Origin of the sequence: Neptuniibacter sp. 2_MG-2023 (assembly GCF_030547495.1) — a bacterium.
Lineage (GTDB): Bacteria > Pseudomonadota > Gammaproteobacteria > Pseudomonadales > Balneatricaceae > Neptuniibacter.
In genome coordinates, this window is record NZ_JAUOQC010000004.1 from 111,223 (window position 1) to 133,994 (window position 22,772).

Here is a 22,772-nt window from a genome sequence, read left to right on the forward strand (position 1 = left end):
TACACTCCATAGGTGTGTAGGTTGCCATTAACTCTATCGGTATAAAGTTTTAATCCCAAGTTATACGGCCAGCACACAGCATACAGCCTTTCTCAAAGCTATCTTCAAGATCACCGGTCTGTACCGTTTCACATGTTTCACAGCGACCGGGGGGGCGATGCTCCTCTAAACAGCCTAAACATAACCACTGTTCATCAAATTCAAACACCGTGCCATGGCTTTTACAACAGATATGGCATAAAGCCTGTGCGCCTTCATAATGATCAGCGGGCTCCTCTCCACACACTTTCGGCTCATTCTGCTTAACTACCTCAGTATATGTGAAAGGATGTGAACAACTAAGGCAATGCTGATACTTAGCTCCATCATAGGCACTTACAGTGCCACACTGACAAAGCATACGTACAAAACGTACCCGTGTTCGACACAACAGACAGTGACTAAAATAGATGGGCGCAAAGCCTTGTTCTTCGACCGCCGCATGATAGCCACACTGGGGACAATCAATTAGCTTAGCCCCATGATCAAGGTGAGCTTGTAACTCTGAGGTCAACGCATCAAACTGACTTTTCAGCGCAGGATCAGTTCTAGAGCAGGCATCTGATACAGACAAAACCGTTTCCTTATATTGATAAGATCGAGCTTGCTCAAGCTACTCTTCGACTAACTGATCACACTGGAAAATGGGCTCATCAGTTTCACCTAAAGTCCGCGCTAACTTCGGTAGTAACTTGGTCATTTTATCAAAGAGTCCCCAAGGTGGATTCACTACAATCATGCCCGATGAGGTCATGCCATGCTCATCCGAATCAGGTGAAACACCTAGCTCAAAGCACTGGATATTTTTAATCCCACTGCGGATAAACTTGTTCTTCATCTTATTAATCGTTGCCCGATCGACCACCGGATACCAGAGAGCATAAGTTCCTGTAGCAAACTTTTTATGTGCCTTTACTATGGCTTTAACCACCTCATCATATTCAGTTTTAACCTCATAAGATGGATCAATTAAAATAAAGCCTCGACGACTTGCCGGAGGCATAAGCGCATCCATCCCTTTTAAGCCGTCACTACAGGTCACTTTAATCTTCCGCTGTCGACTGGTATTCAGACAGAGATATTGGAAATCTTCTGGATGTAACTCAAACAGCCAAGCACGATCTTGTGGTCGTAAAAAGTATTTCGCTAACAAGGGCGAACCTGGATAAAGATTACTCTTTCCCGCTTCGTTATAAGATTTAATCACCTTAAAATAGCTCGCAAGTTCTGGATAATCGGCTTCCTTCAGCTTACCGATACCATTCACATGCTCCTCTAATTTACGGGCATGTGCCGACTTAAAGTTGAAAAGCCCTGCCCCAGAATGGGTATCAATATATTCAAAGGGTTTATCTTTTTTAGTCAGATGTTCTAACACCTCAACCGCAACAATATGCTTGAGAATGTCGGCAAAGTTACCTGCATGAAAGGAGTGTCTATAACTTAGCAAAGGGATATCTCTTTAGATGATAAGCAGAGAAGAGTCACTGCTGAATAGCGCTATTTTACTTGGAAATAGAGAAACACAAAACGGTTTATCGCAATATAAAAACATTAAGCCGTTAAAGTACACACTGAACCCTTATGCGCTGTTCCTACAACCGTTGCAAGAAACCCTTTTAACGGCCTGCGCTCCAGAAGCAATTGCTACAGCCCACTGCACTTTAATCTATAGAAAGACGATAGATTATAGATCAGCTTCTCATATAGCTTAGGCACAGACCTTCCTATATCTAAATGGTAAAGTAGTGGATCTATCAATTAGATGAAGCTCAATAATGGATAAATTACAGCGTGCAATCGACCTTATAGAGCAGGATGAATGGGATCAAGCTCACAACTTAGTGCAAGATGGTAATAATAAATATTACTACCTTATACACGGCCTACTACATAGAATTGAAGGTGATATTTCAAATGCTCAATACTGGTATAACAGAGCGAATGAACCACTACCAGACAACACAACCGATGCTGAAACGGATCGGATAAAAACGTTCATTAAGCATCTTGCCTAAGCCAACAGCTAAACCTTAGCGTTATCAACAAATAGGGATATTTGTGAACTTTATCGATAAATTTTCATTACAAAAACATGAAGGTAAATACGAAAACCGCCCTTTAAAATCGTTGCTATATTACAAGGGTCGAGCACTAGGTATAAAAGTCCCCGGCTATATTATTGATAAACAGTTTGAATTTACCCAATACTTTCTCCTATTTTTAAGTTGGGATTGCCCTTTTGAGGAAGGTTGTGAAATTATAGTGCTCAATAAACAACATAAAAGGGTTGCTCACTATAGCTTTAACGCAGCCTACAATAGCTACCATTTACAAGACGTTATAGAACTATCAGACAATCACTATAAATTAATATTTAATACGGTTGATAGCTTTGAGCTCACAATTAATTACCCCAAAAAACATCTGTTTAGCAAAGTCATTAACCTGAGCAAAATTGATCAATAGGCCCAATTAAACAAGGACAAATACAGCCCGTATTTCAGTTTATTATTATGAAATTAATCGCAAAAATTGCCGACAAAAATGAAGCTATCTCCATTAAATACCGACTAGAAGGCTTAGGTATACCGATCTTTATCGGCAGCGAGAATACAGGGCCAACATCTGGAATGCCCCCTTTTGCTGACAGCTACACGATATGGGCAGAGATTGATTCTCAAGGTCAATGTGCATTTAAAGCCTTAGAAGATGAAACTTATACACCGATTAAACCTATAAACATTGCTGAATACAGACAATTTATCGAACAAACTAAACAAGAGCGCCGCAACTCTTTCAGTCGCTTCAATAACCATATTATGACCGTCATCGTTTTAGCTGGCGCTAGTTATTTTGCTTACCGACTATACCTTGCCCTGAGCGCATAAAGCTCGAAGCTAAACCTTCTAACCCTATAATCCTTCAACGGCTCCAGCTAAATTCAACGACTTTGTCATCGACAATTTTAATGGTCCAGATCACACTACTCTCCTCGCGATCTTGATAGTACCAGTACTCTGTACGACCCCAGCGTTTACAATAATCTCGCTTTTTATCTAAGCAAACCCTCTCGCTTCTTTTCCGAAGTGGTTCACCTGCTGCAAGAAATAATTTTGTCGCCGTATCGCCCCGTACAATGTAATTACCATCTTTCCCTTTAAAGCGGGAAGCATTTACATTCAGCGACAAAGTGACAGCGAGTATTATAATGATCCATTTCACAATATAGCTCCTATTAGCATTGCTCATTACACGCGTACAGAATAACGAGCGTGGTAAGTTGTTTCCATTTGACAACAAAGAAAGTCATTTTACTTATTCGAATAGAAAAATAATTAAGGAAGCTAAACGGAGGACATAAAGCGGTAAGATATACGCCCGACAACACTCAACTTATCTACACAATAGGCCAAAGGCTGACCTCCTACACTACCGATTCCTGTAGGAGTTCACCCCGTGAACGAAGGGCTATGGTGAATATTTGTCTTACACAGGGTCCAATCTCACTGGATTAATTATTCTCCTCATAAAGGTTATTTGCCATTAACTCAGAAATACGCTCAAATTCCGCTAGTTCTTCTCGCTTTAGGTTTTTTGTCATCTTATTGACCGTATCAGCATCAATTTTCATCACCTCCTCAACTACAGCAATACCCGCATTAGTGATACTTAGATAATGGCTTCGCTTATCATTAGGGTTGGGTTCTCTTTCGATTAAACCTTTATCAATCAGAGTGTTAATTAATCGTGTCACCTGCCCTTTATCGCGTCCAAGAATATCCACTATATCCACCGCTGTGCACGGTTTTTTCCTATCAACAATCTTCAGCACTCGAATATGCATAGGCGTGATATCTAAACTTAGTTGCTCTGTTTTTTTATACATTTGGCGCTTTAATCCATGGACTAAGCGAAATAAGTTCTCTAATGATTTTTGATTAGACATCTCGACTACTCTTTTAAATATAGTTGACAATATCAACCATTAAGAAATATAGTTGCTATTATCAACTATACAGTAATTTGCTTCAAAACAGGAAAACCATTATGAACACCCCCACTGAGCTGCCATTACCGAGTCAAAGCGGCAGGAAAACACCTTTGGTTTATAAGGTATTAATCATATTGAGCATAATGAGTGTTATAGCGGGTTCATTAACAGGGGTTATGACCTATATGAATGTCGGTTACTCCAATACTTTTTTAACTGATTGGCTCAGCTCATTTCTATCTGCTTTCATCCTAATTCCTATAGGCTTACTGCTTATGGGCTTGATTACCAAGTTTGTTGAACAACAGATGCCTAATACAAATGAGCACAAACGTAACCTTATTGTAGGCGGGATTATGGCTTGCGTGATGGAGTCCATAATGGCTTTCAGTACAACCACAACGAATATTGGATATTCAACCTCGACCGAGTTTTTATCTGCTTGGCTAACGAGCACTCTAGCAGCTCTGCCTTTAGGACTAACTTTCATGGTCATTATGTCGATGATAATTAAACCTAAGCTTGAGCTTTTTCTGAAAAGTTAATAACTCCCCTAACATACACGCTAATTGATTGAGATAATGACTATGAAGAAACAGCATTTGTACAAAGTAAACATTGAGCATCTAAAAAATGCTGATGGTTCAGTGCCTGAAGACAGCAGTCTAGCCTTCGAATTTTCCAGCCATGATGAACTTTTTACTATTATAGAAAAGCTCAAAGCTAGGACAGATATAGGCCCAGCAAAAGCAGCCCCCTTAGCGCTAGGGATCAAACTATTCGGTGGCCTACTGTTAGCTAATAAAAATGATGATCTATTTGTAAGCCTGTTTCCGCACTTTTCAGCATTTATGAAAAAAATTAAACAGAAGACTCACTAGACTCTTCGTCATATTTACCCCCCATTTTTCTAGGCGGTTAGCAAGCTATGATCAACCGCTGGGTGTAATCACTACAATTAGCGTTTAAGAGCCATTAAGTAATTTGGCTCTTAAACCCTATAAAAAATAAGTCACCGTGACTGGCTTATTTTATAACGTGCAGTCTGTTTACCTTGCCAAAGAATAAACAGCCCCGAAACAACGATAAAGCTACAGCCAATCAACATTGGAAAACTTATCTCTTCATTAAACAGCAACACGCCTAAACCTATACCAAACAACAACCGCGAGTATCTAAACGGTGTCACTGCAGAGACCTCTCCTGTTCGCATCGCCTTCATCAAACAGGAATAAGCTGTAACACCGGCTAATACCGCACCTACTAGGTAGATTGATGTTTTAAAATCGGGGACTAAAAAAGGTATCGCTTCCCACACCGAGAAGAGCATGCCTGCCACAACAACCGCAAGAAACCCATACAAACCTAAAATGGATGTACTGATCGATGCCGGAGCCGCCCGACTGGCTAAATCACGACAGGCAAAACCGAGCATCCCTAAAATGGCAAAAATTGACAAGAAAGAGAAATTATCCGTTCCTGGACGAATGATAATAATAACGCCAAGTAAACCAACAAAAATGGCTACCCATCGTTTTAACCCTACCTTTTCACGAAAGATAAGTGCCGCCCCTGCCACTACAACAATGGGACTCGCCTGAAGAATCACTGTAGCTGATGATAAGGGGGTTAAAGTAATAGCCAGTACGTAAAACAACCGCCCTATAATCTCGAACAGTACCCGAAACCTCATCGGGCGGGAGATCACATCTAAATGAAACAAACCCTCCCCTCTAACTAGGGTTACACCGGCAAATAGAAAAGCACCACTTAACCCAAAAATCACCAGAATTTGTGCAATCGGTAGAGTCTCTGCAACTATTTTTATAAAAGCATCTTCAGCAGCAAAGATTGCCATCGCAGTTACCATCCAGAAACTACCAATCAAGTTGGTACGGCGGTCAGTTCCGAAGTCTATAGTCACACAAGTTCCTCTACTATTTTTGCTTTAACGATTATAGGTAGTGGCAACATAAGCACGCCTTTATAGCACATATCCATAACCCAAACGGAGCCCTATCATAAAATATCCAGGTGTCAGTTAAGCGAGCTAAAATCAAAAAAAAAGAAATGTCCGGTCAGCGCCTGCAGCGTTTCAAAGCATGACCACTTAAAATATTCAAAACGACACCAAAATATAACGTCTTTAAACTACACTTTATTTACTCTTAATCCCTTATTAAGCTACAAAAACTTACCCTAAGCACCATAACTAATAACAAGGCATAAAAAATGGAATTTCTCAACAGTATCGATATAAATCAACACCTGCCAGCGGCGATCGCTTGGGCAACCAATATCTTATTAGCAATAGTCATTCTGATTATTGGTTTTTGGATAGCAGGCAGTGTAAACAAACTGATTATTAACATAGGTAAAGGCAAACATTTAGATGATACGCTTTTCCGTTTTTTAGGTAGCTTTGCTCGCTACTTAATACTCGCTTTTGTTTTTATTGCTGTTCTAAACCGTTTCGGTGTGCAAACCGCTTCTATCGTTGCCTTATTAGGTGCGGCGGGTTTAGCTGTTGGTTTAGCCTTACAGGGCGCTATGTCAAACTTAGCGGCCGGTGTCATGCTCCTCATCTTTAGACCTTATAAAGTAGGTGATTTTATCGATGCGGCCGGTTGTTTTGGTAATGTAACTGAGATCGATATGTTTACTACGATTCTACAAACATTTGATCAACAGCAGGTCATTATCCCTAATAGCCAGATCTGGGGCGAGAAGATCATTAACCACTCTCACTATGATGTGCGCGGTGTTGATATGCACTTTGGCGTAGCTTATGGCGAAAGCACCGATGCTGCTCGCGCAGTGATTGACAGTGTATTAGCTAATCATCCTCATATTTTGAAAGATCCAGCACCTTTTGTTGAAGTAGAAACATTAAATGACAGTTCTGTCGACTTTCTTGTTCGTCCGTTCTGTAAAGGTGAGCATTACTTTGATGTTCTTTATTCTGTACCTGAACTGATCAAAAAAGCGCTCGATGAGAACGGAATCGAGATTCCATTCCCACACCGTAAAATCATTATGGTTAACGAAAACGCATAACCAATTAACGACAGAGCTTCATCCTCATGGGTGGGGCTCTGCCGTTAAATCCACTCTATCTCAAATAAGCTCTACCACTTTATCTTTGATGCTTTGAAAACGAACCTGTTCACAGCAACCAAATCCATCCAACTGCCTAACTTTATTACGACTAAATAGCGGAATACTGATCCCGGCCAGAAAACGGCAGTACGTTCCAACACTCGGTGATCGTTTCGTCTTTGTTTCAATATGTTGTTTAAATCCATTCAAGACGCTTTGCAAACGTCGATCTTCTGGCAGTTGAGGCTGATGTGAATAAGCTAATTTTGCAACTTGGCCTCGACAAACTGAGCAGTGACCACACTGTTCAGGTGCGTTCTGATCATCAAAATATCGAGCTAAATTAGCGGTAAGGCATCGATCTAATTCAAAAAACCTGACTAAAGCAGCAATCCGCTGTATCTCTTTTTGCTCTTTATCTAAAAAGTAATCACTTAAAACATGCACAAGTTCCGGTTGAGACAGGGCCTCTTCATCAACAGCGAACACTTCAGTGATCTTTTTGCTCTCCAGTACAATATGTCCCTGCTCTTGCAGATAATCCAACGCTGCGACAACACGGCTGCGCTCACAACCATAATGTTGATAGAGACTCTCTATATCTAAGCTACCCCAGATTTTTTTAAACTGAGTATGATCAAAAATAGCCTTTAAAAACTCCAACCTTTCACCATTAAATTGTTTTAACAGCTCCCTTTGGTCGGTCATAAATTTATAACGATATTCAGCAAAATAAGCATACAGCGGCTTAATAACTTTATTGAGCTCTAACTGAACGAGTAAGGTTTTTAAGGGAAGCTGTCTAATATTGGCATCATTAGATAAACTTAGAATTTGCAGTTCCCACTGCCCGTTTGAGACCTCTTTACGGATATTATCCACCACTACCGCAATCCCTTCAGGTTCTGGGGTATCACCATGTACAAAGTTTTCTACAGTATTGATCCCATCCAAATTCGCTAAGGTAATGCAGTTAGACGCGAGCCCATCACGCCCGGCTCGACCGATCTCTTGACTGTAGTTTTCAATGGACTTAGGTAGATCATAATGGATAACAAAACGTACATCCGCTTTGTCTATACCCATACCAAAAGCGATCGTTGCAACTACAACTTGGCATTGACCCGCCATAAAGTCAGATTGAATCTGATGCCGAAGATCGTTATCTAAACCCGCATGATAGGCTGTAGCCGAGATCTGTTGGGTCGCTAAATACTTAGCAACCTGCTCAGCACTCTGCTGCAAAGTAACATACACAATGCCGGGGCCTTTCTGCTGCTTAATTAGATCAACCAATTGCTTATCTTTATCTTGGCTTGCCACCGGCAACACCGTTAAATCAAGATTATTCCGATAAAAACCAGTTTGGACTATATGCTCAGGTGCAATAGCAAAACGTTGCGCCATATCTTTTTTGACTTTTCTCGTTGCCGTTGCTGTCAGCAAAAGTACTAAGGGGATATTTAGCTCCTGTCGATATTGTGGAAGCTTCAAATAATCGGGGCGAAAGTTATGACCCCATTCAGAGATACAGTGCGCCTCATCAACCACCAGCATTGAGATGTCGATAGAAGCGATAAACTCGCGAAAACGCTCATTTTTAAAACGCTCAACAGATACCATCAAAATTTTAATCTTACCTTGACGAATATCGCGCATAACCGTTTGGTTTTCTTGCGGTGTTAAGGTTGAATCAATACTCGCAGCAGCAATTCCTTTCGATTTAAGAAACGCCAATTGGTCTTTCATTAAAGCAAGTAGGGGTGAGACCACCAGTGTCAGATGGGGAAGATGGATCGCACTAAACTGGTAGCACAGGGATTTCCCTGCCCCAGTCGGAAAAATAGAGAGCGTAGAATGACCTGAGAGAAGCTGCTTAATCGTTTGCTCTTGTCCCTCTCGAAAAGAATCAAAGGCAAAATATTGCTGTAAGGCTGGTTGTAAATCCATATCAGTCGTCCTTTACGTTAAATCCGTTTAACGGTTGGTATGAGGTGAAATAATCTGAACAGAAATATAACAGATAATCCTTTCACTAGAGCCCTTTACAATAGATCCTCGAAAAGAGAAAGCTCCCTTAGAAAGAGTCTAGATAAGGTAACAACCACCCCAAACAGAACAAAATTCGTACAATTCATCCCGCCATTTAGGCAATCACCTCCATCAAATCTTAATTGGTGGTTTAATAACGCGGCGCTTATCTGTAAAATTTTGTTCTTTTTATCAGTGTATGGAATATCGCAATGGGTCGTGCTTATCAAAACCGTAAAGAGTCAATGGCGAAAACATCGGATGCCAAGGCTAAGGTTTACAGTAAATTCAGCCGTGAGATTTATGTATGTGCTAAATCTGGCGGTGTCGAGTTAGAAGGTAACTTGGCGTTATTGGGTCTAATTGAACGAGCCAAAAAAGCCCAAGTACCCGCTCATGTAATTGATAAAGCACTTGATAAAGCAAAAGGCGGCGGTGGTGAAGATTTCTCCCCTGCGCGCTACGAAGGATTTGGCCCGGGTGGCTGCATGGTAATCGTAGAATGCTTAACGGATAATCCTAACCGTACTTTTGGCGATGTACGTAACTGCTTTAACAAAACCAAATGTAAAATTGGTAGCCAAGGCAGCGTTAGCCACATGTTCGATCACAGTGCTATTTTTGTGTTTGCCGGTGATGACGAAGATGCAGTACTTGAAGCACTGATGATGGAAGATGTTGATGTAACTGACATTGAATGCGAAGAGGGAAAAATTACTGTCTTTGCACCACATACTGACTACTTCAAAGCAAAAAAATCGCTACAAGATAATATCGAAGGACTTGATCTAGAAGTCGATGAGATTCAGTTTGTGCCACAAAATATGTCACCCGTTTCTGAAGATGATATGCCAATGTTCGAAAAGTTCATTGATATGTTAGAAGATCTGGATGATGTACAGAACATCTACCATAACGCAGAAGTTTAAGTAGAGATCTACGGATAGCCCTAATCTCGTCTATCTAGGGCCCATTATTCGGACCTAAAAAAAGCCCGCACATCACTGATAGTTGATCTGCGGGCTTTTTATAAACCAATACTTTTCAATAAATAAACAACTAAACCAGCTCTGCCCCATCATATTACGTCATATCAAAGGATTTGATTTATGACAGGCAAAAAAAAGCACCACTTTCTAATTAGAGAGTAGTGCTCAAACAGACCTTTCAACCAACAGAACCCAATTTCCACTAACTTAATTGTAAGGTCTACCGTCTTTCAGGAGGAACAATAGACTGCCACTCTGAATATTAGTTCCCTGAAAGAGAGTGATTTTTCTATTTACATCATGCCGTTCATTGCTTTGAACTTAGCCATCAATTCAACAGGCTGTTCACTCTTATTGCTTTTATTTAAAACATAAACGACAGTTTGACCTTGTGGGCCAGCAGCGATTTGCGTAAAGCGGTATGGCGCTTCGCCGACAAGACGAACATCTTCCATATCTTGTAATGTGCTAAACACATACAAACGACCATCTTCACCACGCATTTCGCCATAGAAATCATCTGCAGCTTCAAGCTTGCCATTAAACATATCGATGCTAGCAATGCCTGATGACTTTTTCTTATCTTCGCTAGTTAAGCCATAAACAAGGGTTGCGCCTTTAGGCCCATCACCAATGAACACTTTACGGAAAGAGGTCTCACCTACAGATAAAAACTGTTGATACGTTTTGAAATCATCAAAAACATAATAACGACCTTCATGCATTACTTCATACAAGTCATCATTATTTAGCTGAGTAGCCGCGGCAGACTGAGTTTCTTCCTGTTGAACTTGGTGCGTATGACAACCAGTTAGGGAGAACATTGCAGTTGCAAACACTGCGCTAGCAATCAGTTTTTTCATGGAGAGCCTCATTAATTGATCAATAAAAATTAAGAGGCACTTTACTTAGGAAATATTACAAAATAATGTCATTTTTATTCAGCTAAAAAACTAAATAAAAGGAATCGAACTAATAACATTGAGCCGCCAAGCAGAGGAGGTAAACCGCTCACTAATAATCAGCAACTCTATACAGTACTGAGTCGTGATAACCTGTATTCACCGGAATAACACCTGCCAGTAATTTATTAACCTCAGGATCACCACTATCCACAATTAATGGACGCCCCTCTAAGGCTTTAAGTTTTGTTTTAGTCGCAATTACATTAATATTTTGTTTGCCTAAACGCTTTAACAGCGCAGGACTTAATTGTTGATTGCCGCGGCCAATAATATGTCCTTGGCCACCAATTAACGTAATCACTAATTGACAGGGATGACCTTGAGTCAATTCTAATAACTGATTTGCAGTACAGTCAGCAGCGATAAGTTGATTATCTTTAATAAGATCCACACCTAAAAGCGTATTAGGCAACCCTAACTGCTCCATAACCCCAGCAACAGTAGAACCAGACCCCATCACATAAAAGGTATCCGGCTCCATTCGTTCAATAATATCAGCTGCTATATCATCAAGGACTAACTCTTCAGATTCCTTACCGCCATTTTTGACCTGTTGCAGATAACGATGCTCTTGAGGGACCAACAGATCACCATAATATTTGGCGCGAACACGCCCTTCACGGAACGCCACTTCATCTATATCGCGCACCTCTTGGTCACCTAATGTGACTAACTCACCTTTAACTAACATGGCAATAATTTCGCCCGCTGCTTTCGGCGTTACCGCATAAACCCCTGAATGGATCTTAACGCCAGCGGGAATACCTAACACAGGCACGTCCTCTGCAATCGCTGCACAAATATTACGTGCGGTGCCATCTCCACCGGCAAATAGAACAATATCCACACCCTGATTAACAAGATCTTGTGCGGCCTGGATAGTGTCCTCTGCAGACGTATTACCCGTTTGAATCTCACCGATAACTTGAGGAATAAAGCCCGCCTGACGGGCAACGGTTTCGCCCATTTCAGCGGGATAGGTCACTAGCTCTATATCTAAACCTTTGAGTACCTCAAGGGCTTGCAGTGTTCTTAAACCCGCTTTAGGTTCCGCACCTAAAGCTAAGGCTTCACGCGCGGTTTCTTCACCGTCACTACCTTTTAACGCGACACTACCGCCGACACCGGCCAAAGGGTTAATGATCAGGCCAAGCTTAAACACTTAAGATCTCCAAATTACCCGTTTCAATTAAAAACTGTTGGTATACAAAACCCGCTAAAATTAGATGGGTATCATCATCCAAATCTAAAAACTCTAGTCCATGACTTACTACTGTACTGACACTTCCCTCTTGGGGTTGCACACTACGTATGAGCGCCGTTGTTAAAATAACCTGATCTACACCCGCCACAGAAAAACGGGTTGTCATAAACAGCTTATCGCCCTGCTTACCTAAAGCTACAGGTGCATCAACACAAGCACCACTCAAGCTAATATCAGTGCAATAAGCATTAATAGGCCAGTCATGCCTTAGCCCTTTACCTTGCTCAAATTCATCAATTGAAACCAACAAATTAACAGGAACCCGTGTGTGACTACGGATACGTCTAACTTCTGTCGTTTTTGGATATTCTAAATGCCAATAAGCAAAAGGCGAGGTTTGAATTTTCAGGATCCGAGCACTGAATGCACAGATAAAATTGCCGGTCATCAAGCGAACGGTCACTTGTGCTCCGGCATTAACGACTGAGCTTTTCGGCGCTGAGACCATTAAACTACCGTTTTCACGGTAGCCTAATAACTGAACAGAATAGCGGGCACGCGGCGCACGGGTTTCAATCTGAACTTTCTCGCCTATACGTGGATTAAGTTCAGCTAGCGAGCGCGATGTATCAAGTGATTCTAATGCTTTTGTCATTAAAGTGTTTCTTAGTCTCTCTAATAGATGACGAGGACGTTAAGTAAATAACTTAAGTGAGTTAACCTTTAGCGGCTAACTTGAAACCTATAGCCTCAATTTGATCTGGGTCCTTTGCACCCGCAACATTAAGCGCAGAAAACTCTCGTCTTGCACGGTACTGTTTTCGCAATTGATCAAAGGCCTGTTTTTGCTCCGCTTCGGGTAACGTCAGAGTATGTCGCAGCATATAATCATCAATGCGCGGGTCATACACTTTTTCCATCAACTCCAATATGCTCAGATCCCCCTGCTCGACACAGGCTAACTCAGACTGAGGTAAAAACGCTTCGAGTGATTCTTCGCAAGGCTGATCCAAATACTCACACAAGGCTTGATAAAGCATAAATGTGCCACGAATTTTACCATCAAAGCTATAACCGGCAATATGTGGTGACACAATAGCGCAACGCTCAGCTAACGCGGCATTAACTGCCGGCTCATGTTCCCATACATCAAGGATAAATGTGAGCCCTGGGCGCTTTTTCCCTATATCTAGCAAGGCTCGATTATCAATTACGGGGCCACGCCCTGCATTCAAAACGATAGCATGATCTTGAATCATCCCTAGCTCAAGATCAGAAATCAAATGCTCTGTTGGGTGCTCGCCCTCTTGCGTAAGCGGCGTATGCAAACAGATAACATCCGCTTGTTTTAACAAACTATGCAAAGGAATAAAGCCCTCTTCTGAACTCGCTCTAGGAGGATCATTAACAAGCACTTTATAACCCAGTGCTTGTAAACGTCGCTGTAAACGTCCTCCGACATTTCCTACGCCAACAATGCCATAAGTTCTGTCTTTAGGATCAAAGCCTTGCCATTCAGCAGTAAGAAACAAACAACTCAGCACATATTCCACGACAGCATCAGCATTACAGCCCGGCGCATTACTAAAAGCTATACCTTTACTCTCCAGATACTGCTGATCAATATGATCAGTACCTATAGTTGCCGTGCCGACAAACTTAACCGGACTTGAGGCTAAAAGCGCTTCGTTAACTTGTGTAATTGAACGGACAAGCAGTACATCAATATCATGTAAATCCTTAGGCGATAAATCTCGGCCGGGCTTCAGAATAACCTTACCAAAACGAGAAAAAATGGCCTCAGCTTGAGGCATATTTTCATCCGCTAAAATATTTAGTTTTCTGTTACGCAATTTATCAATCTCCAGACTTTACAAACAGGCTCAGTTCAGGCTCAATTCGCGGTTTTAAATTACATACATGAACAAAAATAGTGGCTCAAGCCACTTATATTGATTGGATCTCACGCACTTGATCATTCGTTGGAAAAAACATCAGGAATATTACATTGTAAGAATGTACCAAGACCTGATCGGCGATTGGGTTGTCAGCCAAAGCTGGGGCAACAACGCCGAGAATACAAGTGCCTGCAACCAGACAGTTAGTACATCATATCAAGATGCACGACTGATCGTCAGGGAAATTCGAAAACAACTCAAGAGCCAAGGATTTCGCCATGTTGCTCGTCAAGAAACCCAATTAGGGTTTGAATTCGATCACTAAGCGAGTATCTCTAAAAAAGTCGATCTAAAACAAGCGCCTGACATTTCCTCTATCTAATACTCCTGATCCAAACAGCCAATACCAAAGTAGAGCATTTACAGATAATGCCTAATGCTATATTCCATATACGTCATTGTTTTATTAGCAATAAATAATATCTATCCACTAAGCTACTAAGGAAAGTACATGAACGGTTCCTTGTTTGGTTTTTACACTAAAAGTTTTTTATCCGCTCTAGTTATTACTGGATTAGCTGCTGGTGCTGCTTTTGCCACAGGAGCGGATAACCGATCGTTAATAGCTTTAACTTGTAGCGCGCTTTTAGCCTCCCTAACGTCCATATTAGTTATACACAAAATTTTATTAGGGCCTATAGCAAATGAAATAACGCACGCAAAAGAGGCTAAATTTGATCAATTAACACTTCTACCTTATTTTTTTGGTGACTTTTTTACAAAGCTAGCAAATACCGAAAATATCAGCGGTAAACTATCCAGCAGCGCAAATGCTAATGCAATTTCGGCCGCGGAGGTATCCTTCTCGGCGGATACTCTTAAAGCTCAGCTCGACAACCAAGTGCAAGAGGTAGCACAAATAGCCAGTAACGCTGAAGAGATGACAGTGACTGTACAGCAATCGGAACAACAAGCTGAACTGGCAGCTCAGATGGCTATCCAAGCGAAAGAGACAGGAGCAGAAGGACAACAAGCATTAACCGCAGCGATGGTAGATATTCGAGAATTAAACGCCCAAGCCACAGAAACCTTAGTATTAATTGAGCAACTCAACGAAAAATCACAAAAAATACAAGATGTGACCCGAGTGATCGAAGAGATTGCCGAACAAACCAACCTGCTTGCCCTTAACGCAGCAATAGAAGCCGCTCGAGCAGGTGATCATGGCCGCGGCTTTGCCGTAGTCGCTGATGAAGTAAGGCAGTTAGCCTCACGTACAGGCAGTGCAACAGGCGAGGTAGAACTGATCGTTGATGAAATACGTTCAGAAACCCAGCAGGTGGTTAATCGTATTCAAACCCTTTCGAGTAATGTCGAAAGCGGCACCATCGCCATGGAAAAAATTAGCGATCAGTTAGGCGGCATTTCAGAACAATCATCAAATGTTGAGCAGCAAATTTCCACCATCGCCGAAGGCGCAAGAAACAACCGGCAGAATCTTGAGGTCATCTTTAACTCACTGCAAAATGTTCGCCATGAGTTAGAAGGAAGCGATACTGAAGTCTCTCAACTAGCAACACAGGCAGCCTCTTTAATGGAAGCGGCTGAAAAATCTAATTCCATTTTAGCCACCGCCTCAGAACAGAATTATCACCAACCCTTTTTCCATATTGCACGAGACACTGCAAACCGAGTTTCGGCGGCCTTTGAGCAAGCTATATCTCAAGACCAAATATCTGAGTCAGCACTATTTGATCACACCTACACCCCTGTGGAAGGTTCAAACCCTCAAAAACACACTACTCCATTTGATCAATTAACCGACAAGATCCTACCTAACATCCAAGAGCCTGCGCTGAACAGCCATGAGAAACTGATCTACGCAATTGCTACGGATATTAATGGCTACATTCCCACCCATAATAATCAGTTTGCTCACCCTTTATCGGGCGATTATGAAACCGATCTGGTAAAAAGCCGTAGCAAACGCATCTTTAATGATAGAACCGGCGCCCGCTGTGGGGCCCATACCGATACGATGCTGCTACAAACTTACAAACGCGACACTGGTGAAATTATGCATGATCTATCCGTGCCAATCTTTGTTAACGGCAAGCATTGGGGCGGAGTACGTATAGGCTATAAACCGGATCAACATTAAATCAAGGCATAGATCAACGAAACCGCTGTTGGCCTTAGGTCACAGCGGTTTTTTAAATTCTCTAGTGGTTTAATTGAGCATTCAGCCCCTTATAATAAAGTTAATATATTAAACACTAATAAAAAATACGCTACGCAGCGGAACAGGATGGAAGATGAGTAAATTTACCTACGCAGAGATGCCCAATAAAGAAGGCTTTTTTGGTGAGTTTGGTGGCCAAGAGATACCACCTGAACTTAAGCAGATTATGGATGAGATTAACGATGCTTATGAAGAGATTCGGCAGATGCCTGAATTTCAAGCAGAACTTGATCTGCTATTCGCTGACTATGTAGGTCGTCCAAGCCCTATCTACCATGCAAAACGCTTAAGCGAAAAGCTAGGTGGCGCACAAATCTATTTAAAACGTGAAGACCTAAATCATACTGGCGCTCATAAAATTAATCACTGCCTAGGTGAAGCCCTACTCGCTAAATTTATGGGTAAAACTAAAGTGATCGCTGAAACCGGTGCAGGTCAACACGGCGTCGCACTCGCAACAGCCTGCGCCCTTGTCGGTATTCCCTGTGAAATACATATGGGCCAAGTGGATATAGAGAAAGAACACCCTAACGTCACCAAAATGAAGATTTTAGGCTGTACATTAATCCCCGTTACCCGTGGCACCGCCACTTTGAAAGATGCCGTCGACAGCGCATTTGAAGAGTACCTAAAAGATCCGGTAAACTTTATCTATGCCATAGGCTCAGTGGTTGGCCCTCATCCTTTCCCTAAAATGGTCAGGGATTTTCAGAGTATTATTGGTACAGAAGCCCGCGAACAGTTCCAAGCAAAAACCAATCACCTACCCGACTATGTCACCGCCTGTGTCGGTGGTGGCTCTAATGCCATCGGTATGTTTAGCGCCTTTCTTAACGATGAAAGCGTCAATCTTGTGGGGATCGAGCCTGCCGGTAAAGGGCTTGATACCCAAGAACACTCAGCCACACTTACACTCGGTAAACCTAGCACCCTACACGGCATGAAATGCTACGTACTAGAAACCGAAGATGGCGAACCTATGCCAGTCCATTCCATCGCATCTGGACTCGACTATCCTGGTGTAGGCCCACAGCACAGCTACTTAAAAGACTTAGGCCGCGTACAGTATGAAACCGCTTCGGACCAAGAATGCTTAGATGCCTTTATGGAACTCTCTCGTATAGAGGGCATCATCCCCGCCTTAGAAAGCTCCCATGCGGTCGCGTGGGCTATGCGTAAAGCACCGACCCTTTCAAAAGATCAAACAATTTTAGTCAACCTATCGGGCCGTGGCGATAAAGATGCTGATTACGTAGCCGAGAAATTAGGGCTGTAAGCTCTGAAATAAAAAGAAAGGATTAGATCCTATGTATCAACCAGTTACTGATTGACGATAGATCTAGTTCTTTCTACCTTCCTGCCAAACCTTTCTACACATTTGCGCGTTGCCTATAAGCATTAACACTTCACCTAATTACGCCTTTAAATTAATTGATAGGTTATTGCTATTGCCCTATTAAAAACAATCAATTTAATCTATTTCATCCAGTCATGCATCATAGATCTCGTTCCCAAGCAGATAGCTTGCCCACATATTTAACGACTGGAGTTACCACAATGATTAATACAACTATCAAGCCTTTCTCAGCAACTGCCTTTAAACAAGGTGAATTCGTCGAGATCACTGAAGCGGATGTTATCGGTAAATGGGCTGTTTTCTTTTTCTACCCAGCAGATTTCACATTTGTATGTCCAACTGAGCTAGAAGATCTTGCTAGCAAATATGAAGAGCTTCAGAAAATGGGTGTTGAAGTGTTTTCTGTCTCTACTGATACACACTTCTGCCACAAAGCATGGCACGACACGTCTGATGCTATCGGCACTATTAACTACTACATGGTAGGCGATCAAACAGCCACTATTACTAGCAACTTCGGTGTACTACGTGAAGGCCAAGGCCTAGCTGACCGTGCAACTTTCTTAATCGATCCAGAAGGTGTAATTCAGGCGATGGAGATTACTGCGGAAGGTATTGGTCGTGATGCAGATGATCTGATGCGCAAAATTAAAGCGGCTCAGTATGTTGCAGCTCACCCTGGTGAAGTATGCCCAGCTAAATGGAAAGAAGGTGAAGCAACATTGGCTCCTTCTCTTGATCTAGTCGGCAAAATCTAATCCGACACCGGTAATGGGCGCCTTTACCTAAGGCCTGCCATAACCAAAGAGAGAGAGACACCCACCATCGACGTGAACAAGCCTGTTGATGGTGGGAACGCCACACTCACATATTTTTAACTCAATTCAATCCGGACGGTGATTTATGTTAGATAGCAACATGAAACAACAACTGGGCACCTACCTTCAGAAGATCGATAATCCGATTGAGTTGACGGTGTCTACCAACGAAACACCAAAATCTAAAGAGCTGGAAACACTCGCACGAGAAATTGCTGAGATTTCAGACAAGATAACCTTGACCATTAAAACCGATGATACAGGCCGTGTGCCGCGTATGGCGGTGGGTCCGCAAGGTGAAACAGCACGCGTAACCTTTGCTGGTGTACCTATGGGTCATGAGTTCACCTCATTGGTCTTAGCTTTACTACAAGCGGGTGGTTACCCAAGTAAGGAAGAGGCTGGGCTACAGGCACAGGCGAAAAGTCTATCTAAGACGTTAAATTTTGAGGTATATATCTCGCTGTCATGCCATAACTGTCCCGATGTGGTTCAGGCGATTAACCTGATGGCGGTTCTCAATCCGAATATCACCGCCACCATGATTGATGGCGGTGTCTTCCCTAAAGAAGTGGAAGAACAAGGCATTATGGCAGTACCGACTCTTCTACTAAACGGCGAACCTTTCGGTAATGGCCGCATGACCTTAGAAGAAATTCTTAATAAGGTTGATGATAGTGCCGAGGAAAAACAAGCCGCAGAACTAAACGCCAAAGCACCTTTTGATGTATTAGTCGTCGGGGGTGGCCCTGCGGGGGCATCAGCCGCTATTTATACTGCGCGTAAAGGTATTCGCACCGGTATTGTTGCTGACCGCTTTGGTGGTCAGGTGATGGATACCATGGCTATCGAAAACTTCATATCGGTTAAAGCCACCGACGGCCCTCGACTCGTAGCCGGATTAGAAGAACACGTTAAAGAATACGATATAGACGTAATGACCAACCAACGGGCGGTGAAGGTTCTCGATATTGCCGGTGAAGATGGCAAACAGATCAAACAAGTGACGCTAGAAAACGGTGCTGTTCTCACCGCTAAATCGGTCATTTTAGCGACCGGCGCACGCTGGCGCGAAATGAATGTACCGGGTGAAGAGCAGTACAAAACTAAAGGGGTCGCTTTCTGCCCTCACTGTGATGGTCCGCTCTTCAAAGGCAAACCTGTCGCTGTGATTGGTGGGGGTAACTCCGGCATCGAAGCAGCTATAGATCTTGCTGGTATTGTTGAGCATGTAACCGTTCTGGAGTTCGCCGATACCTTGCGTGCCGATGCGGTATTAGTTCAAAAAGCGCAATCGTTGCCAAACATTACTATCATTAAAGATGCGATGACCACTGAGGTGCTTGGTGATGGTAACAAAGTAATAGGGCTGAGCTATAAAGACCGCAAAACCGATCAAAGTCATGTAGTTGATGTTGCCGGTATTTTCGTCCAAATTGGTTTAGTACCTAACAGCGACTTTTTGAAGAACACCCTTGAATTAAGTGATCGAGGTGAGATCGTGATTGATAGCCGCGGTCAAACAAGCTTACCCGGTGTTTTTGCTGCAGGCGATGTTACAACAGTGCCGTTTAAGCAGATCATTATCTCCATGGGCGCGGGTGCAACCGCAGCTCTCGGCGCGTTTGATTACCTGATCCGCAACTAATTAACGCCCTTAGCTAAATCCATAAAAAAACCACCGTATCGCTACGGTGGTTTTTATCTGTGTAACGCGACTTAACGTAAATATTTATCACCTAATTTAAGCTTGATTAGTATTTATAATATTACGTAGCACTAAGCGTTTAACCATATTATTAATGAGGAACCAAGCCAGCGCATAGCCCCAAACCGTTAGCGCCATCGACCAACCAATAGGCTCAACGAACCATCCGTAAACAGCAGCGAATGTTCCAACCACTTGAGTCAGCTCTGTTGTGATAAAGAGTTTAAGGCTCGGAAATGGACGATCCCAAAAATGACCATTATTACGGGTCAAGTAAATGGTCAGATGCCCTGCAACCAGTAATTTAAGAAAAATCAATGTTTGAATGGTCGGACGTGGTAACTCCCAAATTGATTCAGCAATCCAGAACAGACCAAAACTAGAGATAACCCCCAATATACCGAGAACACTCGAAAGAACCAGAACTCTATGCATATCCCAGCGCACAGGATGCGGCGCAGGCTTAGCGTTATCATAAGCGATCATCATGATCGGGAAATCATTGAGTAGCGCCAGCAATACAATCATCGCTGCCGTCACTGGATAAAAATCGAAAACAAGAATGGAGAGCGTCATAAACAGCAAAACGCGAACCGTTTCACTGATACGGAAAATAGCGTAGGCGGTCATGCGCTCAAAAATGCGTCTCGCCTCCTCCACTGCACTGCGAATCACGCCTAAACCCGGCTCAGTTAATACTAAGTCAGCTGCGGCCCGTGCTGCATCCGTTGCACCGCTGACCGCAATCCCTACATCCGCTTGACGTAGTGCTGGGGCGTCATTTACACCGTCGCCGGTCATGCCCACTAAGTGATCGCTGGACTGTAAAGTTTGCACTATCTCGAATTTATGTTCAGGAAAAACCTGAGCATAACCATCACGCTCAAGGATCTCGCTTGCCGTCATTTTATGCTCTTTAGAAAATGCCTTGTCAGCGGTGATGAAATTACTACCTATACCTAACTTTCCAGCAATCTGTCGAGCGATAGCAATATGATCACCTGTGACCATTTTAACCGCTACACCTAACCTCCTAAGTGCAGAAATTGTAGTCGCACTATCCTCACGGGGTGGATCATAAAGGGGTAACAAACCTAGCACTTGCGCTGGCTGATCGCCTATACGTTCAGCTACCGCCAGAGCGCGATAACCATCCGCTGCCAATGTGTCAATCTGCTTTTCTACCGCGGCTTGCGCCTCGGCCGAGGCCAGCGCCCAAGCTAAGATAGATTGTGGTGCCCCTTTAGCTATATAACGTTTTTCACCCTCCAGCGTTACCTCTACCTCAGCAATTTTGCTCACGGGATTGAACGGCGTGAAGAGATCAACCTTAGCCTTATCTAAATTTTCGGCATGATCTAGGGCGCTAAGAATAGAGCTATCGATCGGATCATTACTCTCTGGCTCACAGGCTAGCGCGGCGGCGAATAACACCTGCTCCGTCTCTTTTGCTTCGACCAACGCCGGCGTTCCCACCACCAATCGGTTTTGGGTCAAAGTTCCCGTTTTATCTGAGCAGAGCACATCAATCCCCGCCAACTCTTCAATCGCAGCTAAATGGGAGACAATGGAGCCTAAGCGACTTAATGTCATTGCACCAACGGCTAAAGTAACCGACAACACAGCGGGCAGTGCCACGGGAATCGCAGCGATCGTTAAGATAAGCGAAAATTGTAGGGTTTCAAGCAGTGGATCACCCCGGAACCAACCGTAGGTAAGAATCACGGCAACCAATACCAATGTCGCTACGATTAAGGCGTTACCAATTTTTAACACCGCCTGCTGAAAGTGTGACGGTGCGCCTGCCTGCTCGACCAATGCAGCCGTTTTACCAAAATAGGTTCGCATTCCTGTCGCTGTTACGACAGCGGTCATCTCACCAAGGCGTACGATGGAACCAGAATAAGCCACATCCTTAGCATTTTTTTCGACGGGTAATGATTCACCCGTCAAAGCGGACTGATCAATGGAAAGGCCTGCGCCTTTTAATAACTCAACATCAGCGGGCACCACATCACCCAGCTTTAGGTGGATAAGATCACCCGGAACAAGCTCACGCGCAGGAAGATCATGCCAACTGCCATCACGCAGTACCCGCGCTGAAGTAGCGAGTTTTTTCTTTAAGAGTTCAACTGCATTATCCGCTTTACGCTCCTGCCAAAAGGCGACCCCGGCGTTCACAGCTAACATAGTTAGAATAATCAAAAAGTCAGGCCAGTCCTGAGCCAGTGCAGAGAGTACGGCCGCCGCTTCAATCATCCAAGGGATAGGCCCCCAGAAATAAGAGAGGATTTTCCGTAACGCGCTCTCTTTCTGTTCGATAATTTCGTTAGCACCCTGCTCAGTTAACCGCAGCTCGGCTTCCTTAGATGTGAGCCCACTATTAACTTGATCGGATTCAGAAGCAGTATGCAGATCATTAAGCATG

General features: G+C 43.0%; 22 protein-coding genes. 11 read left to right on the forward strand and 11 right to left on the reverse strand.

The genetic code is table 11. From position 1 onward, the window contains the following. Positions 1-49: 49 nt before the first annotated feature. On the reverse strand, positions 50-613 hold the full coding sequence (locus Q4486_RS05580; protein WP_303518665.1) for a hypothetical protein: 564 nt from the start codon (positions 611-613) through the stop codon (positions 50-52). A 39-nt stretch (positions 614-652) separates the two neighbouring features. Beyond that, positions 653-1,489: a 23S rRNA (adenine(2030)-N(6))-methyltransferase RlmJ gene (locus tag Q4486_RS05585; protein ID WP_303416679.1), complete on the reverse strand. Its 837-nt coding sequence runs from the start codon at positions 1,487-1,489 to the stop codon at positions 653-655. A gap of 328 nt (positions 1,490-1,817) precedes the next feature. Here Q4486_RS05585 and Q4486_RS05590 point away from each other — a divergent pair, with 328 nt between their 5' ends. Beyond that, the gene (locus tag Q4486_RS05590; RefSeq protein WP_303518667.1) at positions 1,818-2,057 is read left to right on the forward strand and encodes a hypothetical protein; all 240 of its coding nucleotides are present in this window, start codon (positions 1,818-1,820) and stop codon (positions 2,055-2,057) included. 498 nt (positions 2,058-2,555) lie between these two features. Next, positions 2,556-2,930, forward strand: coding sequence for a hypothetical protein (locus Q4486_RS05595; RefSeq protein ID WP_303518668.1), 375 nt, complete (start codon positions 2,556-2,558; stop codon positions 2,928-2,930). A 34-nt stretch (positions 2,931-2,964) separates the two neighbouring features. Here the strand turns inward: Q4486_RS05595 and Q4486_RS05600 are convergent, their stop codons facing one another. Both Q4486_RS05600 and Q4486_RS05605 read right to left on the reverse strand, forming a co-directional pair. Continuing rightward, positions 2,965-3,264 (reverse strand): hypothetical protein, encoded by a 300-nt coding sequence (locus Q4486_RS05600; RefSeq protein WP_303416683.1) that lies wholly within the window; start codon positions 3,262-3,264, stop codon positions 2,965-2,967. Positions 3,265-3,553: 289 nt separating this feature from the next. After that, a complete protein-coding gene (locus Q4486_RS05605) occupies positions 3,554-3,988 on the reverse strand; it encodes a MarR family winged helix-turn-helix transcriptional regulator (protein WP_303518670.1) in 435 nt (144 codons plus the stop codon). Between the two features lie 101 nt (positions 3,989-4,089). Between Q4486_RS05605 and Q4486_RS05610 the strand changes: the two genes are divergently transcribed. Beyond that, the gene (locus Q4486_RS05610; RefSeq protein WP_303518671.1) at positions 4,090-4,578 is read left to right on the forward strand and encodes a DUF2798 domain-containing protein; all 489 of its coding nucleotides are present in this window, start codon (positions 4,090-4,092) and stop codon (positions 4,576-4,578) included. Positions 4,579-4,620: 42 nt separating this feature from the next. Further along, a complete protein-coding gene (locus tag Q4486_RS05615) occupies positions 4,621-4,914 on the forward strand; it encodes a DUF3861 domain-containing protein (RefSeq protein WP_303518673.1) in 294 nt (97 codons plus the stop codon). A 131-nt stretch (positions 4,915-5,045) separates the two neighbouring features. On the opposite strand, the gene Q4486_RS05620 is transcribed toward Q4486_RS05615, so the two are convergent. Then, positions 5,046-5,957, reverse strand: a complete 912-nt coding sequence (locus tag Q4486_RS05620; protein ID WP_303518674.1) for a DMT family transporter — start codon at positions 5,955-5,957, stop codon at positions 5,046-5,048. 308 nt (positions 5,958-6,265) lie between these two features. On the opposite strand from Q4486_RS05620, the gene Q4486_RS05625 reads away from it, so the two are divergent. Next, positions 6,266-7,090 carry a mechanosensitive ion channel family protein gene (locus Q4486_RS05625; protein WP_303518675.1) on the forward strand — a complete coding sequence of 275 codons (825 nt, stop codon included), beginning with the start codon at positions 6,266-6,268 and terminating at the stop codon, positions 7,088-7,090. A gap of 60 nt (positions 7,091-7,150) precedes the next feature. Here Q4486_RS05625 and Q4486_RS05630 read toward each other — a convergent pair whose 3' ends face one another. Continuing rightward, the gene (locus Q4486_RS05630; RefSeq protein ID WP_303518676.1) at positions 7,151-9,082 is read right to left on the reverse strand and encodes an ATP-dependent DNA helicase RecQ; all 1,932 of its coding nucleotides are present in this window, start codon (positions 9,080-9,082) and stop codon (positions 7,151-7,153) included. A 293-nt stretch (positions 9,083-9,375) separates the two neighbouring features. Between Q4486_RS05630 and Q4486_RS05635 the strand changes: the two genes are divergently transcribed. After that, complete coding sequence (locus Q4486_RS05635; RefSeq protein WP_303518677.1) at positions 9,376-10,092, forward strand: YebC/PmpR family DNA-binding transcriptional regulator; 717 nt, start codon at positions 9,376-9,378, stop codon at positions 10,090-10,092. Between the two features lie 353 nt (positions 10,093-10,445). On the opposite strand, the gene Q4486_RS05640 is transcribed toward Q4486_RS05635, so the two are convergent. From Q4486_RS05640 to pdxB, 4 genes are all read right to left on the reverse strand, one after another. Further along, positions 10,446-11,015: a hypothetical protein gene (locus tag Q4486_RS05640; RefSeq protein WP_303518679.1), complete on the reverse strand. Its 570-nt coding sequence runs from the start codon at positions 11,013-11,015 to the stop codon at positions 10,446-10,448. Positions 11,016-11,166: 151 nt separating this feature from the next. Beyond that, positions 11,167-12,279 carry an ATP-NAD kinase family protein gene (locus tag Q4486_RS05645; protein WP_303518680.1) on the reverse strand — a complete coding sequence of 371 codons (1,113 nt, stop codon included), beginning with the start codon at positions 12,277-12,279 and terminating at the stop codon, positions 11,167-11,169. Continuing rightward, positions 12,272-12,976, reverse strand: a complete 705-nt coding sequence (locus Q4486_RS05650; RefSeq protein WP_303416695.1) for a flagellar brake protein — start codon at positions 12,974-12,976, stop codon at positions 12,272-12,274. The genes Q4486_RS05645 and Q4486_RS05650 overlap by 8 nt, the downstream gene beginning before the upstream one ends. Positions 12,977-13,037: 61 nt before the next feature. Then, on the reverse strand, positions 13,038-14,174 hold the full coding sequence (pdxB, locus tag Q4486_RS05655; RefSeq protein ID WP_303416696.1) for a 4-phosphoerythronate dehydrogenase PdxB: 1,137 nt from the start codon (positions 14,172-14,174) through the stop codon (positions 13,038-13,040). Positions 14,175-14,292: 118 nt separating this feature from the next. Here pdxB and Q4486_RS05660 point away from each other — a divergent pair, with 118 nt between their 5' ends. From Q4486_RS05660 to ahpF, 5 genes are all read left to right on the forward strand, one after another. Beyond that, positions 14,293-14,544 carry a hypothetical protein gene (locus tag Q4486_RS05660; protein WP_231867945.1) on the forward strand — a complete coding sequence of 84 codons (252 nt, stop codon included), beginning with the start codon at positions 14,293-14,295 and terminating at the stop codon, positions 14,542-14,544. Positions 14,545-14,730: 186 nt separating this feature from the next. Continuing rightward, positions 14,731-16,380 (forward strand): methyl-accepting chemotaxis protein, encoded by a 1,650-nt coding sequence (locus tag Q4486_RS05665; protein ID WP_303518681.1) that lies wholly within the window; start codon positions 14,731-14,733, stop codon positions 16,378-16,380. Positions 16,381-16,534: 154 nt separating this feature from the next. Then, complete coding sequence (trpB, locus tag Q4486_RS05670; RefSeq protein ID WP_303518683.1) at positions 16,535-17,737, forward strand: tryptophan synthase subunit beta; 1,203 nt, start codon at positions 16,535-16,537, stop codon at positions 17,735-17,737. Between the two features lie 281 nt (positions 17,738-18,018). Continuing rightward, the gene (gene ahpC, locus Q4486_RS05675) at positions 18,019-18,576 is read left to right on the forward strand and encodes an alkyl hydroperoxide reductase subunit C (protein WP_067864428.1); all 558 of its coding nucleotides are present in this window, start codon (positions 18,019-18,021) and stop codon (positions 18,574-18,576) included. Positions 18,577-18,721: 145 nt separating this feature from the next. Further along, positions 18,722-20,284, forward strand: a complete 1,563-nt coding sequence (gene ahpF / locus Q4486_RS05680; RefSeq protein ID WP_303518684.1) for an alkyl hydroperoxide reductase subunit F — start codon at positions 18,722-18,724, stop codon at positions 20,282-20,284. 96 nt (positions 20,285-20,380) lie between these two features. Here ahpF and Q4486_RS05685 read toward each other — a convergent pair whose 3' ends face one another. Beyond that, complete coding sequence (locus Q4486_RS05685; protein WP_303518686.1) at positions 20,381-22,771, reverse strand: plasma-membrane proton-efflux P-type ATPase; 2,391 nt, start codon at positions 22,769-22,771, stop codon at positions 20,381-20,383. Between the last annotated feature and the right edge of the window lies 1 nt (position 22,772).

Bases quoted from the DNA above. Each gene is read 5' to 3' on its own strand.
- Q4486_RS05590 (WP_303518667.1), top strand. From the start codon at position 1,818: ATGGATAAATTACAGCGTGCAATCGACCTTATAGAGCAGGATGAATGG.
- Q4486_RS05595 (WP_303518668.1), top strand. From the start codon at position 2,556: ATGAAATTAATCGCAAAAATTGCCGACAAAAATGAAGCTATCTCCATT.
- Q4486_RS05605 (WP_303518670.1), bottom strand. From the start codon at position 3,988: ATGTCTAATCAAAAATCATTAGAGAACTTATTTCGCTTAGTCCATGGA.
- Q4486_RS05610 (WP_303518671.1), top strand. From the start codon at position 4,090: ATGAACACCCCCACTGAGCTGCCATTACCGAGTCAAAGCGGCAGGAAA.
- Q4486_RS05615 (WP_303518673.1), top strand. From the start codon at position 4,621: ATGAAGAAACAGCATTTGTACAAAGTAAACATTGAGCATCTAAAAAAT.
- Q4486_RS05625 (WP_303518675.1), top strand. From the start codon at position 6,266: ATGGAATTTCTCAACAGTATCGATATAAATCAACACCTGCCAGCGGCG.
- Q4486_RS05630 (WP_303518676.1), bottom strand. From the start codon at position 9,082: ATGGATTTACAACCAGCCTTACAGCAATATTTTGCCTTTGATTCTTTT.
- Q4486_RS05635 (WP_303518677.1), top strand. From the start codon at position 9,376: ATGGGTCGTGCTTATCAAAACCGTAAAGAGTCAATGGCGAAAACATCG.
- Q4486_RS05640 (WP_303518679.1), bottom strand. From the start codon at position 11,015: ATGAAAAAACTGATTGCTAGCGCAGTGTTTGCAACTGCAATGTTCTCC.
- Q4486_RS05650 (WP_303416695.1), bottom strand. From the start codon at position 12,976: ATGACAAAAGCATTAGAATCACTTGATACATCGCGCTCGCTAGCTGAA.
- Q4486_RS05665 (WP_303518681.1), top strand. From the start codon at position 14,731: ATGAACGGTTCCTTGTTTGGTTTTTACACTAAAAGTTTTTTATCCGCT.
- trpB (WP_303518683.1), top strand. From the start codon at position 16,535: ATGAGTAAATTTACCTACGCAGAGATGCCCAATAAAGAAGGCTTTTTT.
- ahpC (WP_067864428.1), top strand. From the start codon at position 18,019: ATGATTAATACAACTATCAAGCCTTTCTCAGCAACTGCCTTTAAACAA.
- ahpF (WP_303518684.1), top strand. From the start codon at position 18,722: ATGTTAGATAGCAACATGAAACAACAACTGGGCACCTACCTTCAGAAG.
- Q4486_RS05685 (WP_303518686.1), bottom strand. From the start codon at position 22,771: ATGCTTAATGATCTGCATACTGCTTCTGAATCCGATCAAGTTAATAGT.